The 14,537-nt window shown below is 73.9% G+C and carries 12 protein-coding genes; 6 read left to right on the forward strand and 6 right to left on the reverse strand.

Annotation, left to right across the window (positions count from 1 at the left end; all coding sequences use genetic code 11):
• Positions 1–21: 21 nt before the first annotated feature.
• The 4 genes from FJR00_RS07810 to FJR00_RS07825 all read right to left on the reverse strand — a co-directional run bounded on the left by FJR00_RS07810 (position 22) and on the right by FJR00_RS07825 (position 4,772).
• Complete coding sequence (locus tag FJR00_RS07810) at positions 22–840, reverse strand: (2Fe-2S)-binding protein (RefSeq protein ID WP_141338202.1); 819 nt, start codon at positions 838–840, stop codon at positions 22–24.
• Positions 837–3,497 carry a pyruvate, phosphate dikinase gene (gene ppdK / locus FJR00_RS07815; protein WP_141338203.1) on the reverse strand — a complete coding sequence of 887 codons (2,661 nt, stop codon included), beginning with the start codon at positions 3,495–3,497 and terminating at the stop codon, positions 837–839. The genes FJR00_RS07810 and ppdK overlap by 4 nt, the downstream gene beginning before the upstream one ends.
• A 77-nt stretch (positions 3,498–3,574) precedes the next feature.
• Positions 3,575–4,414, reverse strand: a complete 840-nt coding sequence (locus FJR00_RS07820) for a pyruvate, water dikinase regulatory protein (protein ID WP_141338204.1) — start codon at positions 4,412–4,414, stop codon at positions 3,575–3,577.
• 25 nt (positions 4,415–4,439) lie between these two features.
• On the reverse strand, positions 4,440–4,772 hold the full coding sequence (locus FJR00_RS07825; RefSeq protein ID WP_141338205.1) for a hypothetical protein: 333 nt from the start codon (positions 4,770–4,772) through the stop codon (positions 4,440–4,442).
• A 62-nt stretch (positions 4,773–4,834) separates the two neighbouring features.
• On the opposite strand from FJR00_RS07825, the gene miaA reads away from it, so the two are divergent.
• Positions 4,835–5,782, forward strand: a complete 948-nt coding sequence (miaA, locus tag FJR00_RS07830) for a tRNA (adenosine(37)-N6)-dimethylallyltransferase MiaA (protein ID WP_141338206.1) — start codon at positions 4,835–4,837, stop codon at positions 5,780–5,782.
• Here miaA and FJR00_RS07835 read toward each other — a convergent pair.
• Positions 5,754–6,380 carry a class I SAM-dependent methyltransferase gene (locus FJR00_RS07835; RefSeq protein WP_141338207.1) on the reverse strand — a complete coding sequence of 209 codons (627 nt, stop codon included), beginning with the start codon at positions 6,378–6,380 and terminating at the stop codon, positions 5,754–5,756. The two genes, miaA and FJR00_RS07835, sit on opposite strands and share 29 nt — an antisense overlap.
• A gap of 117 nt (positions 6,381–6,497) precedes the next feature.
• Between FJR00_RS07835 and hflX the strand changes: the two genes are divergently transcribed.
• From hflX to FJR00_RS07855, 4 genes are all read left to right on the forward strand, one after another.
• Positions 6,498–7,925: a GTPase HflX gene (gene hflX, locus FJR00_RS07840; protein WP_141338208.1), complete on the forward strand. Its 1,428-nt coding sequence runs from the start codon at positions 6,498–6,500 to the stop codon at positions 7,923–7,925.
• Positions 7,926–7,941: 16 nt separating this feature from the next.
• Positions 7,942–10,596 (forward strand): MGH1-like glycoside hydrolase domain-containing protein, encoded by a 2,655-nt coding sequence (locus tag FJR00_RS07845; RefSeq protein WP_141338209.1) that lies wholly within the window; start codon positions 7,942–7,944, stop codon positions 10,594–10,596.
• Positions 10,597–10,702: 106 nt separating this feature from the next.
• Entirely contained in the window at positions 10,703–11,470 is a 768-nt protein-coding gene (locus FJR00_RS07850) for a response regulator transcription factor (protein ID WP_238330384.1), read from the forward strand.
• A 13-nt stretch (positions 11,471–11,483) separates the two neighbouring features.
• On the forward strand, positions 11,484–12,656 hold the full coding sequence (locus FJR00_RS07855) for a HAMP domain-containing sensor histidine kinase (RefSeq protein WP_141338210.1): 1,173 nt from the start codon (positions 11,484–11,486) through the stop codon (positions 12,654–12,656).
• Between the two features lie 63 nt (positions 12,657–12,719).
• On the opposite strand, the gene FJR00_RS07860 is transcribed toward FJR00_RS07855, so the two are convergent.
• Positions 12,720–13,502, reverse strand: a complete 783-nt coding sequence (locus tag FJR00_RS07860; RefSeq protein ID WP_181409544.1) for a ferritin-like domain-containing protein — start codon at positions 13,500–13,502, stop codon at positions 12,720–12,722.
• A gap of 152 nt (positions 13,503–13,654) precedes the next feature.
• Between FJR00_RS07860 and fdhD the strand changes: the two genes are divergently transcribed.
• On the forward strand, positions 13,655–14,491 hold the full coding sequence (fdhD, locus tag FJR00_RS07865; RefSeq protein WP_141338212.1) for a formate dehydrogenase accessory sulfurtransferase FdhD: 837 nt from the start codon (positions 13,655–13,657) through the stop codon (positions 14,489–14,491).
• Positions 14,492–14,537 lie beyond the last annotated feature (46 nt).

Here is a 14,537-nt window from a genome sequence, read left to right on the forward strand (position 1 = left end):
GGCCCCCGGGGGTATGCAGCGTCAGTGCGCCTCGGTGACCCGTCCCGGGTGGACCGGAGCGAGCACGCAGTCGGGGCACAGCCCATGCTCCGGCAGGTGGTAGAACACGCAGCAGCCCGAGCGCACGAAGGCCTGCTCGGCCGGGTCCACGCCCGGCACCGTCGTGCCCACCCCGGGCGGCAGGTCCGCGGCCGGCACCAGGTCCCCGCCGGCCCGGACGGCCGGGTCGGCCAGCAGGAGGTTTCCCAGCTCGGCGACCCGGCCGGCGTGCTCGGGCCGTCGCGCGGACAGCACCCGCAACGCGCCCACGAGGCTCGAGGTGCTGTTGCTGACGAGCACCCGCGGCGGCGTGCGCCCCTCGCGGGCGCAGGCCTCGTGCAGGTCCCGCAGCGAGGAGCCGACCACCGTCCCCACGATGCGGCGCGCGGCCTCCTCGGGGGAGTCGACGGCATACCCCGCGGCGAGGTCCCTGACCGCGAGCGGCACCTGCCCGCGGTGGACCGGGCTGGCCAGCAGGGAGGTGGAGGACAGGTCCGGCAGCCAGGAGTGCAGCACCGCCGAGGCGAGGGCGACCGACCACAGCCGGGACGCCAGGCCCACCTGCACGGCCGAGACCGCCACCTTCGGGTCGAGCCCGTCGGCCGGCATCCCGGCACCGTCGGCCAGGATGGTGCGGACGACCTCGAAGCGGGCGCGCAGGGCGGGGCCGGCGAGCACGTCCGCCCAGGGCACGGCGTCGGTCCCGTCGGGAGGCGCGGCGGCGAGCGCGAAGAAGCCGCCGAGCCCGTCCAGGGTGCGGACGAGCCCGGCGGCGGCTCCCGGCGCGGGGGTCGAGGTCACTCCCGGTGGGCCAGCACCGCCCGCGCGGCGGCGAAGCGGGCGATCGGCACCCGGAAGGGCGAGCACGACACGTAGCTCAGGCCGAGCTCCTCGAACAGGTCGATGGAGGCCGGGTCCCCGCCGTGCTCGCCGCAGACGCCGAGCTTGAGGTCGGGCTTGGCCGACCGGCCGCGCTCGGCGGCGATCTGCACGAGCCCGCCGACGCCGTCCTTGTCGATGGACTCGAACGGGTTGGTCGGGATGACCTCCTCGGAGACGTAGGCCGAGAGGAACCCGCCCTCGGCGTCGTCGCGGCTGATGCCGATCCCGGTCTGGGTCAGGTCGTTGGTGCCGAAGGAGAAGAAGTCGGCGTGCTCGGCGATCTGGTCTGCCACGATCGCCGCACGGGGCAGCTCGATCATCGTCCCGACGTGCACCTCCATCTCCATGCCGGCGGCCTGGAGCTCGTCGGCGACGGTGCGCTCGACGATCTCGCGCTGCACCTGCAGCTCCTTGGCGTAGGCGACCAGCGGGATCATGATCTCCACGGTGGCGGTGTCGCCGTCGCGCTCCTTGACCGCCAGCGCCGCGCGGATGATCGCCCGGGTCTGCATCTCGGGGATCTCCGGGTAGAGCATGGCCAGCCGGCAGCCGCGGGTGCCGAGCATGGGGTTCTGCTCATGCAGGCGCTTGACCTGGCCCAGCAGCATGCGGGCCTCGGCCAGCTCGTCCTGGTCGCCTCCCGTGAGCTCCAGGCGCTGGACGAGCAGGGACTGCTCGACGAGGTCGGGCAGGAACTCGTGCAGCGGCGGGTCGAGCAGCCGGACGGTCACCGGCAGCCCCTTCATCTCGGTGAAGATCGCCTCGAAGTCCTCCTGCTGCATCGGCAGGATCGCCTCGAGCGCCTCGGCGCGCTCCTCGGAGTCCTCGGCCAGGATCATCCGGCGGACGGCGGGCAGGCGGTCCGCGGCCATGAACATGTGCTCGGTGCGGCACAGGCCGATGCCCTCGGCGCCCAGCTCGCGGGCCTTGGCGGCGTCCTCGCCGGTGTCGGCGTTGGCGCGCACGCCCAGGCGGCGGATGTCGTCGGCCCAGCTGACGATGGCGCTGAAGTCCTCGTTGATCTGCGGCGGGACCAGCTCCAGGGCCTCGCCGTAGACCTCGCCGGTGGAGCCGTCCAGCGTGATGACGTCGCCCTCGGCGAAGGTGGAGTCGCCGACGGTGAGCTTCTTCTCGGCGGTGTTGATGCGGATCCCCTGGGCGCCGGCCACGCAGGGCTTGCCCATGCCGCGGGCGACCACGGCGGCGTGCGAGGTCATCCCGCCGTGCGCGGTGAGCACGCCCTGGGCCAGGATCACGCCGTGGATGTCGTCCGGCGTCGTCTCGTAGCGGACCAGGACGACGGACTCCCCGGCGCGCCCCCGCTCCTCGGCGGTGTCGGCGTCGAAGACGACCGCCCCGACGGCTGCGCCGGGGGAGGCCGGCAGGCCCTTGGTCACCGGGGTGCGGCCGTGGTCGGCGCCGATCGCCGGGTGCAGCAGCTGGTCCAGCTGGGCGGGGGCGATCCGCTGCAGGGCCTCCTCCCGGGTGAGCACGCCCTCCTCGACCATGTCGCGGGCCACCTTGAGGGCGGCGGCCGCGGTGCGCTTGCCGTTGCGGGTCTGCAGCAGGTAGAGGGTGCCCTCCTCGACGGTGAACTCGATGTCCTGCATGTCCTTGTAGTGGCTCTCCAGGTCGTGCATCGTCTGGATGAGCTGGCCGTACGCCTCCGGCAGCACCGCCTCCATCTCGGAGAGCTCGCGCGGGGTGCGGATCCCGGCCACGACGTCCTCGCCCTGGGCGTTGACGAGGAACTCCCCGTAGAGCGCCTTCTCGCCGGTCGAGGGGTTGCGCGTGAAGCACACGCCGGTGGCCGAGGTCTCGCCGCGGTTGCCGAAGACCATCTGCATGACGTTGACGGCGGTGCCCAGGTCGTCGGGGATGTCGTTGGCCTTGCGGTAGACCCGTGCCCGGGGGGTGTCCCAGGAGCGGAAGACCGCGTCGATCGCGCTGCGCAGCTGCTCCCGCGGGTCGGCGGGGAGGTCCCGCCCGAGCTCGCGCCGGGAGACCTCCTTGAAGGTGGCCACCAGCTCCTTGAGGTCCTCGATGGACAGGTCGGTGTCCTGCTCGACGCCGCGCCGTGCCTTGAGGGCGGTGAGCTCGTCCTCGTAGAGGTGCGGCGGGACACCCTCGACGACCTCGCCGAACATCTGGAGGAACCGGCGGTAGGAGTCCCAGGCGAAGCGGGGGTTGTCCGCCTCGGCGCCCAGCGCGTCGACGGTCTCGTCGCTGACGCCCAGGTTGAGGATGGTGTCCATCATCCCGGGCATGGAGACGACGGCCCCGGAGCGGACCGAGAGCAGCAGCGGCTTCTCGGTGTCTCCCAGCCGGCGCCCGGTGCGCTCCTCGAGCCGCTCCAGCGCGGCCAGGGTGTCGTCCCACAGGTGCCCGGGCCACTCGCCGGAGTTCTCCATCGTCGCCACGCACGCGGCGGTGCTGACGGTGAAACCGTCGGGGACGGGGATGCCCAGACGGGTCATCTCGGCCAGGTTGGCCCCCTTGCCGCCGAGGAGGGTCTTCATCCCGGCGTTGCCCTCTGACATGTCGTAGAGGTACTTGACCTGGTCGTTCTCGCTCATGCTGGCGTGCTCCGCTCTGTGCGTGGTCCCGGTGCGTCGTCGCCCCGTCTACACCGTATGACCTTAGCGCGCGCGGCTCACCGGCCGGCAGCCGCCTCCCGACGCTTCTGCACGACCTCGATCACCCGGCCGGCGGCCTCCTCCAGGGCCAGGCTGGTGGTGTCGATGACGGGGCAGCCCAGGCTGCGCTGGACCGCGGCGACCTCGTCCAGCTCGTCGAAGATGTGGGCCAGCTCGGTGTAGCCGTCCCGCTGCACCGCCCTGCTGCCCATCGTGCGGACGCGGCGGGTGCGGATCTGGGCGAGGCGCTCGGGGTCGATGGTCAGCCCGACCACCTTCCAGCGCTGCACGTCGAAGAGCTGGTCGGGGGCCGGGATGCCGGGCACGAGCGGGATGTTGGCGGTCTTGTAGCCCAGGTAGCCCAGGTACATCGACAGCGGCGTCTTGCCCGACCGGCTGACCCCGACCAGCACGATGTCGGCCTCACGCAGGTGGTTGGACAGGTTGCCGTCGTCGTTGGCGATGGAGAACTCCATCGCCTGCACCCGCTTGAAGTAGTCCTCGCCCACCCCGACGGGACGGACCACCCGCTCCGGGTCCTGCCCGGTGGCCTCCCGCAGGGCCCCGACGGCCGGCTCCAGCAGGTCGGCGTGCGGTAGGGACCGTTCGGTGCACAGCTGGGCCACGAGGTGCCGCAGGCCCTCGTCGACGACGGTGGAGAAGACCACGGTGCGGGCCCGCTCCGGGTGCATCCGGGCGAACGCGTCGTGCAGCCCCTCGGCGGAGGACTGCCGGGGGTGCCGGATGATCCGCACGTCGTAGCCGACGTACTGCGCTGCGGCCGCCCGGGCCACCCGCGCGGCGGTGTCGCCGGTCGAGTCGGCGATGATGTGGACCTCGATCGGGGTGTCCGGCATGGCCCACAGCGTAGGGGGCCGGTGCTCAGACGGGGTCGTTGCGCTCCCCGGGCGCCGGTTCGGTGCTTGTGCCCTCGACGTCGGAGGGGAAGGCGTCGTCGGGGATCGAGCCGGGGTCGGAGGTGCCGGTCACCTGCTCCTGCACCTCGGCCGGGACGGTCGCGTCGTCCCGTCGGGCCCCGCCGGCCAGGTAGGCGGGGCCGTCGGGCGTCGTCTGTGCCTCCAGCTGCTCGGCGGTCGTGTCCGGGGCGTCCGCGTCGTCCTCGTCCCCGCCGCCGAAGGACCCGCCCAGGAAGGTGCCCTCCTCGGTGCCGGCGTCGTCGGAGGTGCCGTCCGGGGTGCTCGTCTGCTCGTCCATGGGCCTCACCCTGCCCCGGTCACGACGGTGCGGCAACCGCTGGCCTGCCAGACTGGACGACCATGGCCCCCGACGCTCCTGACCCGGTCGTGGCGGTCGTCGGGCCGACCGCGACCGGCAAGTCCGACCTGGGGGTGGCGCTGGCGCTGGCCCTGGACGGCGAGGTCGTCAACGCCGACGCCTCCCAGCTCTACCGGGGCATGGACGTCGGCACCGCCAAGCTCCCGCCCGCGCAGCGCCGCGGCGTGCCGCACCACCAGCTGGACGTGCTCGTCGTGCGCGAGGAGGCGACGGTCGCGGCATACCAGACTGCCGCCCGGGCCGACCTGGAGGCGGTCCGCGCACGGGGGCGGGTGCCCGTGGTCGTCGGCGGGTCCGGCCTCTACGTCCGGGCGCTGCTCGACCGGATGGAGATCCCGCCGACGGACCCCGGCGTGCGGGCCCGCTGGGAGGCCGAGCTGGAGCGGGTGGGCGCCGAGGCGCTGCACGCCCGGCTGGCCGAGGTCGACCCCGTCGCCGCGCGGGCGATCCAGCCCCGGAACGGCCGCCGGGTCGTCCGGGCCCTGGAGGTCGTCGAGCTCACCGGGCGGCCGTTCAGCGCGACCATGCCCGCGCGCGAGCACGTGCGGCCCACGGTGGTGCTGGGGCTGCGGGCGGACCGGGAGGTGCTGGACGCGCGGATCGGCCGGCGGGCGGAGGCGATGTGGCGGGCCGGTCTCGTCGAGGAGGTCCGGGGGCTGGTGGAGCGGGGCCTGCGGGAGGGACGCACCGCCTCGCGGGCGGTGGGCTACGCCCAGGCGCTGCGCCAGCTCGACGGGGAGCTGACGCAGGAGGAGGCCGTGGCGGACACGGTCGGAGCCACGAGGCGCCTGGCCCGCCGGCAGGAACGGTGGTTCGGCCCCGACCCCCGCGTCGTCTGGCTCGAGCACGACGCCCCCGACCTCCTGGACCAGGCGCTCGCCGCGGTCGCGGCCGGGCCGGTCAGCCCCGGGTCACCCGCAGGACCCTGAACCCCTTGCTGCTCGCGGTGCGCTCCACCGCCACCGGTTCCATGAGACCGGGCAGGGTGTCGGCCAGCCAGCGCTGCAGCGAGTCGGCGCCGAGGTTCTTCTGGACCACGAGGTATGCCGTGCCCTCCGGGGCCAGGCGCGGCAGCCAGGTGGTGAGCAGCTCGTGCAGCGCCGCCTTGCCGACGCGGATCGGCGGGTTCGACCACACCAGGTCGAAGGTCAGGTCGGCGGGCACGTCGCCGGGGGCCAGCACCTCGACCCGGTCGGCGACGTCCACCGAGACGGCGTTGCGCCGGGCCAGGTCGAGCGCGCGCTCGTTGACGTCGACCGCCACGACCCGTCCGGCGGGGGACTCCAGCGCCATCGTCAGGGCCAGCGGGCCCCAGCCGCAGCCGAGGTCGAGGAACGTGCCCGCGGCCGGCGGCGGGGGAACCTCCGCGAGCAGGACGCGGGTGCCCCGGTCGATCCCGTCGGGGGAGAAGATCCCGCCGGCGGTCACCACCTCGACGTCCCGCCCGGCCAGCTGCACCGGGACCGTCCGCAGCTCGCCGTCGGAGGCCGGCCGGGCCGTGAAGTAGTGGTCCTGGGGCGGGGACATGGCCGGGAAGTCTACGGCCGTGGGCACAAAACCGGTGGCCCCCGGTGTTGTCCTCTGCGAAGGTGGGGAGCAGGAGAACCCCGCCGCGAAACCCCCGTGCCCGACCCGAAGGAGACCATGGCGCATCCGCAGCACCACCCCACCCCCGTCCTGGACGAGCAGCCCGACGGCGACCAGCTCGACCGCGAGGAGCGCGCCGCGCTCCAGCGCGTCGCCGGCCTGTCGACCGAGCTCGAGGACGTCACCGAGGTCGAGTACCGCCAGCTGCGGCTGGAGCGGGTCGTGCTCGCCGGGGTCTGGGCCGACGACGGCCGGACCACCGTCGAGGACGCCGAGAACTCCATGCGCGAGCTCGCCGCCCTGGCCGAGACCGCCGGGTCCACCGTGCTCGACGGCGTCATCCAGCGCCGCCTCAAGCCGGACCCGGCCACCTACCTGGGGTCGGGCAAGGCCCGGGAGCTGCGCGACCTGGTCGTCGAGCACGGCGCCGACACCGTCATCTGCGACGGGGAGCTGGGCCCGTCCCAGCGGCGCGCGCTGGAGGACGTCGTCAAGGTCAAGGTCATCGACCGCACCGCGCTGATCCTCGACATCTTCGCCCAGCACGCCAAGAGCAGGGAGGGCCGCGCCCAGGTCGAGCTGGCCCAGCTGCAGTACCTCCTGCCCCGCCTGCGCGGCTGGGGCGAGTCGATGTCGCGCCAGGCCGGCGGCCGGGTCGCCGGCGGTGAGGGCATCGGCTCCCGCGGACCCGGCGAGACCAAGATCGAGCTGGACCGGCGGCGGATCAACACGCGGATCGCCAAGCTGCGCCGCGACATCGGCGCGATGAAGACCGTCCGCGACACCAAGCGCAGCTCCCGCCGGGCCCACAAGGTCCCTGGCGTGGCCATCGTCGGCTACACCAACGCCGGCAAGTCCTCCCTGCTCAACCGGCTCACCGGGGCCGGCGTGCTCGTCGAGGACCAGCTCTTCGCCACGCTCGACCCGACCGTGCGCCGGGCCGAGACCGAGGACGGACGCAGCTACACCCTCTCGGACACCGTCGGGTTCGTGCGCCACCTGCCGCACCAGCTCGTCGAGGCCTTCCGCTCCACCCTGGAGGAGGCCTCCGGGGCGGACGTGCTGCTCCACGTCGTCGACGGGTCCCACCCGGACCCCGAGGGCCAGATCGCCGCGGTGCACGAGGTCCTGGCCGAGGTCGACGAGGGGGCCACGCTGCGCCTGCCGGAGATCATCGCCGTCAACAAGGCCGACGTCGCCGACCCCGAGGTGGTCGACCGGATCGTGCGGATGCACCCCCGCGTGGTGGTCGTCTCCGCCCGGACCGGACGCGGCGTGGAGGAGCTGCGGGCCGCCGTGGAGGAGGCCCTTCCCCGCCCCGAGATCCTCGTCGACGTCCTCGTGCCCTACGACCGGGGAGACCTGGTCACCCGGCTGCACGAGGAGGGCGAGGTGCTCTCCGAGGAGCACACCGGGGAGGGCACGCGGCTGCAGGCCAAGGTCGACCCCGACCTCCACGGCCACCTCGCCGGGTATGCCGTCTGACGCCTAGTCTGGGCCGGTGACCACCGCCGAGCACCGACGACTGGCCGACTCCGACGACTCCCGGGCGCCCTGGCGCCGCTGGGGCCCCTACGTCTCCGGACGGCAGTGGGGCACCGTCCGGGAGGACTACTCCGCCGACGGGAACGCCTGGGCGCACCTGCCGTTCGACCACGCCCACCTGCGGGCCTACCGCTGGGGGGAGGACGGGATCGCCGGCCTGTGCGACCTCGAGGGCCACCTCAACGTCGCCGTGGCGATGTGGAACGGGCAGGACGACCGGCTCAAGGAGCGGCTGTTCGGGCTGACGAACCCGCAGGGCAACCACGGCGAGGACGTCAAGGAGTACTGGTGGCACCTCGAGGGGCTGCCCACCCACTCCTACGCCAGCAGCCTCTACCGCTACCCGCAGGCCGCCTTCCCCTACGAGGAGCTGGTGCGGGCGAACGGCGAGCGCGGCGTGCAGGACCCCGAGCACGAGCTGGCCGACACCGGCGTGCTCGACGAGGACCGGTTCTTCGACGTCGTCGTCACCCACGCCAAGGCCGCCCCGGGGGACATCGTCGTGGAGGTCACCGCGACCAACCACGGCCCGCAGGCGGCCCCGCTCCACCTGCTGCCGCAGGTGTGGTTCCGCAACACCTGGTCCTGGGGCCTGGACGACCGGCGCCCCTCGCTGTGGCGGGACGACGCCGCGGCCGAGGGGACCGTCGTCGTCCGTGCCGAGCACCCGGAGCTTGGCCCGGTGACCGTGCGGGCCGAGGGCTCGCCGCGGACCCTGTTCTGCGAGAACGACACCAACACCGCCGCCCTCTACGGGCAGGACGCGGTCCTGCCGGGGCACACGGCATACCCCAAGGACTCGGTGGACCGCGCCGTGGTGCACGGGCAGGCCGACGCCTGCAACCCCGAGCAGCGGGGGACGAAGATGGCGTTCTGGTGGGAGTTCGACGCCGTCGCGCCGGGGGAGAGCGTGACCGTGCGCCTGCGGCTGTCCGAGGGCGGTGGCCCCGCCGCCGACGCGCCCGGCGACGAGGAGGTCGTCGCGCTGCGGCGGCAGGAGGCCGACGAGTTCTACGCCGAGGTGCTGCCGGAGGGCACCGACGAGCAGGACGCCCTGGTGGCGCGCCGCGCCTTCGCCGGGCTGCAGTGGTGCAAGCAGCTCTACCTCTACGACGTGACCCGCTGGCTGCAGGGCGACCCGGGCCAGCCGCCCCCGCCGCCGGAGCGGGCCGGGCGCCACGGGCGCAACACCGGCTGGCAGCACGTCAACCTCGCCGAGGTCATCTCGATGCCCGACGAGTGGGAGTACCCGTGGTTCGCCACCTGGGACCTGGCCTTCCACTGCGTCGCCTACGCCCACGTCGACCCGTTCTTCGCCAAGTGGCAGCTGCTGCTCATGTGCCGGGAGTGGTCGATGCACCCCAACGGCCAGCTGCCGGCCTACGAGTGGAACTTCTCCGACGTCAACCCGCCGGTGCACCCCTGGGCAGCCTGGCAGGTCTACTGCATCGACGGCTCGCGTGACCGCGTCTTCCTGGAGCGGGTCGTGCTGAAGATGCTGCTCAACTTCCCGTGGTGGGTGAACAGGAAGGACGCCGACGGCAGCCACGTCTTCGAGGGCGGGTTCCTGGGCCTGGACAACATCGGCCTGTTCGACCGGTCCGAACCGCTGCCCGACGGGCAGCGGCTGGAGCAGGCCGACGCCACCGCCTGGATGGGGCTGTTCTGCCTCAAGATGCTGCGGATGGCGATGGAGCTGGCCCGGGAGGACCCCGCGTGGGACGAGGTGGCCACCAAGTTCCTCGTCCACTTCCTCTCGATCGCCCAGGCGATGGACGACATCGGTCGCGGCCACGCGCGGCTGTGGGACGAGGAGGACGACTTCTTCCACGACATCCTCACCACCGACGAGGGCCAGGTGCACCGGATGCCGGTGCGCTCGATGGTCGGCCTGCTGCCGCTGTCCGCGGTGGCGATCGTGCCCGACTGGGTCGCCGACGAGCTGCCCGACCTGACCGACTTCTTCGACGGGTGGACCCGGCGCCGGCCCGAGCTTCAGGACGCCCTGCTGCACACCAACCACGAAGGCTTCTCCCTGCGCACGCTGTCGATGGTCGACCGTCGCCAGTGGCGGGCGGTCGTGGCCCGGATGCTGGACGAGGCCGAGTTCCTCTCGCCCGGCGGGCTGCGCTCGCTGTCCGCCGCCCACCGCGACGGGGTGCAGGTCCACATCGGCGGGTCGGACCTGTCGCTGGCCTACGTGCCCGGCGAGTCCGACTCCTACATGTTCGGCGGCAACTCCAACTGGCGCGGCCCGGTGTGGCTGCCGGTCAACGCCCTGCTCACGGACGCGTTGCGCACCTACGGGCGCGGCGCCGGTGCCGGCCGGCCGGTGGAGTACCCCACCGGCTCGGGCGAGGAGCTGCCGATCGACGAGGTGGCCGCCCGGATCGAGCGGCGCCTGGTCGGGCTCTTCCGGCCCGGTCCGGACGGCCGCCGGCCGTCCACCCCGGTGCACCACCCCTCCGGGCCGCTGTGGGACGTCCACCCGACGTTCAGCGAGTACTTCGACGGAGACTCTGGCGTGGGGCTGGGGGCCTCCCACCAGACCGGCTGGACGGCCCTGGTGGCCCACTTCGTCTGCGCGCCGGACGGGATCGCCAACCGCTGACGGGCCGGGTGGGCGGGGCGCCGGGTGCAGCCGTGCCTGGGGCCCCGCCGGCGCCGTGCCCGCGGCGCCGGGTGCGGCATACCCCCGGAGTAGCCTGGGGACGGAGGTGAGCGGCGTGATCCGCACCGCGCTGGTGGTCGACGACGAGCCGCAGATCCGTGCGCTGCTGGCGGCCTACCTGGCCCGGCACGGGTTCGCGGTGCGCGAGGCCGGGACGGGTGCCGAGGCGCTGCGCCAGGCCGGGCTGGAACCACCGCCCGACGTGGTGCTGCTCGACGTCGGGCTGCCCGACCTCGACGGGATGGAGGTCCTGCGCCGGCTGCGGCGGGAGCGTGACCTGCCGGTCGTCATGGTCAGCGCACGCGCCGAGGAGGGGGACGTCCTCATGGGTCTGGCGGCCGGGGCGGACGACTACGTCACCAAGCCGTTCCGCCCCCGGGAGGTGGCCGCGCGGGTGTCCGCCGTGCTCCGTCGGGCGGCCCCACCGCCCGAGCCGTCGTTGGAGCCGGACGAGGACGTGCTGACCTTCCCCGGCCTGCTGATCGACCGAGCCCGCCGGGAGGTGCACCGCGACGAGGTCCTGCGACCGCTGTCGGCCCTCCAGTTCGACCTGCTGTGGGCCCTGGCGGAGGAGCCCGGACGGGTGTTCACCCGCGACCAGCTGCTGCAGCGGGTCTGGGGCTACGACCACGTCGGCGACGAGCGGGTCGTCGACGTGCACGTGCGCAGCCTGCGCCGGGCCCTGGACGACGACGCGTCGGCGCCGCGGGTCGTCGGCACGGTGCGGGGGGTGGGCTACAAGTTCCTGCCCGCGCGGGTCGACGCCCTCGGCGGTGTCCCGTCGGGCGGGCCGGCGACGGGCGGGGCGACGTGAGCCGGCGGCGACCGTGACCTGGTGGCACTCCCTGCGCGCGCGGCTGGTCCTCTCGCACGTGCTGGTGGCCCTCGTCTCCGGCCTGGTCACCGTGGTCGTCCTACGCCTCGTCGCGCTCCAGGGGTGGGACCGGGCCATGGGCATGGGCGAGGGCGTCGGCGCACGCCACGGTGCGGGGGACGACGGTGCTCCAGGCGGCCCGGCCGGGATGGCCGGCTTCCGGGCGGAGTTCGTCGACAGCGTCGACCGGGCCGTGCTGGTGGGCGTGGTGGTCGGGCTCCTGGTCGCGCTGGTCCTGGGCGTGCTGGCGGCCCGGCGGACCGCCCGGCCGCTGGAGCAGCTGAGGACGGCGGCGCGAGACCTGTCGCTGGGGCGCTACGACGTGGACGTCCCGCACCCGGGGACCACCGAGCTGGCCGGCCTCGCCGACGACGTCCGCGAGCTCGGGGAGCGGCTCGCGGCCACCGAGGCCCGGCGGGCCCGGCTCATCGGCGAGGTGGCGCACGAGATGCGCACGCCCCTGACCGTGACCCGGGGGTATGCCGAGGCCATGCTCGACGGGGTCGTGCCGGCCGACGAGGTCGCGCTGGGCAAGGTCGTGGACCAGACCCGACGGCTCGAGCGGCTCGCCGAGGACCTGGGCAGCCTGTCGAGGGCGGAGGAGGGGCGCCTGGAGGTCCGGGTCGTCGAGGACGCCGACCTCGCCGCGACGGTCGCCGACGCGGTGGCCGCGGTCCACGACCGCGCCGCGGGCCACGAGGTGACCGTCCGCCTGGCCGCCCCCGACCGTCTCGTGGTCCGGCACGACCCGGACCGGATCGCCCAGGTGGTGACCAACCTGCTGACCAACGCCGTCCGGGCCAGCGGCCCGGGGGACCGGGTCGAGGTCACGGTCGACGGTCCCGGACCGGGGGCAGGGGGCACCGGGCAGGTGGCGACCGTCGAGGTCGTCGACCATGGGGTGGGGCTGCGTCCCGGTGAGGAGACGGCCGTCTTCGAGCGGTTCTACCGGGGCGAGGAGAGCGCGGACGCCGACGGCTCCGGGATCGGACTGACCATCGCCCGTGCCCTGGCGCGGGCGCACGGCGGTGACCTGGTCGCCGCCAGCGACGGCCCGGGGCGGGGCTCCCGGTTCACCATGACGCTCCCGGTGCCCGGCCCAGCGAGCGTCCCACCCCGCGGGTAGGGCCGCCGGCCGCACGCGGAGGCGGGCGGCACGGTCACGCGTGCCGCCCGCCGGTTCCCGCGGTCAGTCGTCGTCGGTGCTCGCCATCGGGCAGTCGCCCGTGCCGTCACCGTGCTGGTGACTGCCCTGGCCGGCCAGGGCGCCGGGGCCCTGGTGCAGCGCCCTGCCCTGTCCGTCGGGGCCGTGCTGCCGCCCCGGGCCCTGTCCGTCGGGGCCCTGCTGCATCCCCTGGCCGCCGCCGGCACCCGGCCGCATCCCTGGGCCGGAGCCGTCGCCCCGACGTCCGCCGTTCATGCCCGCCATGTCGGGCAGCTCGCCGGCCGCCGCGGCCTCGAAGGCCGCCAGGTGGTGCTCGGAGGCGTTGAGCAGGTTGCCCAGCACCCGGTCGACGTCCTCGTCGTCGATCTCGTCGATCGCCGACTCCAGGTGCTCGATGTCCGCCTTCTCCAGCTCGATGCCGACCTCGAACGCGGCGTCCGGGCTCACCAGGCCGCGCTCCAGCCAGTCGTCGTACATCGTCTGGATCTGCTCGTTCTCGAACTCGCCGGGCTCGCCCTCCCCAGGAACCGTGCCGCCCTTCAGCTCGATCAGCCGGGAGACCGCGTCGTGGTGCTTCTGCTCGGAGCGCTGGATCTGTGTGAACGGCGCCAACCCGTCGTGGGCCTCTCCCAGCTCGTCGTAGAGGTCGCGCGCCATGCGCTCCTCCTCGACGTTGAACTGCAGGGCGCCCAGCACCTCGGTCGTGGTGGTGCCGTCATCGATGTCGTCGTCACCGCTCTGCGCGATGGCGACCCCGGTCCCCAGGACGAGGGCCGTGCCGACACCCGTCGCCAGCAGCGTGCTCATGAATCTGGTCCTCGTTGTCATCGGTCGTCCTTTCTCTGGTGGTCTACAACCGAGTCAACGCCTCCCGCGTGAAGAGCCGGCGGTGCCGTCCGTGAAGATTCGATGAAGGCGGCCTCCTGGGCCGGTCAGCCTCTGCGGCATACCCTGGACCGATGGTCAAGGTCACCCAGCGTCGGCGCGTGACCCGGCTGTCCGCGGACGGGTCGCTGCGGGAGCGGGCCGACACCCTCGCGGGGGAGGAGCCGCTGGAGGTCCGGGTCGGGGGACGACCCCTGTCGGTGACCATGCGCACCCCGGGGTCCGACTTCGACCTGGCCGTGGGCTTCCTGCACGGCGAGGGGGTGGTGCGCGGCTGGGACGACGTCGCCCAGATCGACTACCGCTCCGGCATCGGGGCCGACGGGCAGCGGGACTACAACGTCGTGGACGTCACGCTCGCCGAGGGGGTGGCACCGCCCGACCCCTCGTTGGAGCGGCACGTCTACACGTCCAGCTCCTGCGGCATCTGCGGCACCAGCTCGATCGAGGCGGTCCGTCGCACGGGGGAGCACGACCTGCGGCTGGACCGGGTCGCCCACCCCCTGGCCCAGCTGCTCGCCCTGCCCGACCGGCTGCGGCAGGAGCAGAAGGTCTTCGACCGGACCGGCGGCGTGCACGCCGCCGCCCTGTTCCTCCCCGGCGCCGGCGGGCTGAAGCCGGTCTGCGTCCGGGAGGACGTGGGCCGTCACAACGCGGTCGACAAGGTGGTCGGGTGGGCGCTGCGCGAACGGGGTATGCCGTTGCCCGGCGCGGTCCTGCAGGTCTCGGGGCGGGCGTCCTTCGAGCTGGTGCAGAAGGCCGCCCTCGCCGGGGTCGCGACGCTGTCGGCCGTGTCGGCCCCGTCGGCGCTGGCGGTCGAGCTGGGCGAGGACCTGGGGATGACGGTGATCGGGTTCAACCGGGGGAGCAGCCTGAACGTCTACTGCGGCCGGGAGCGGGTGCGCTCCTGACCGTGCTGGGCGTGGTCGTGGTCGGGTTTCTCCCAGGTGGGGACGT

Origin of the sequence: Ornithinimicrobium kibberense (genome assembly GCF_006519705.1) — a bacterium.
In the GTDB taxonomy this organism is placed as follows: Bacteria; Actinomycetota; Actinomycetes; order Actinomycetales; family Dermatophilaceae; genus Ornithinicoccus; species Ornithinicoccus kibberensis.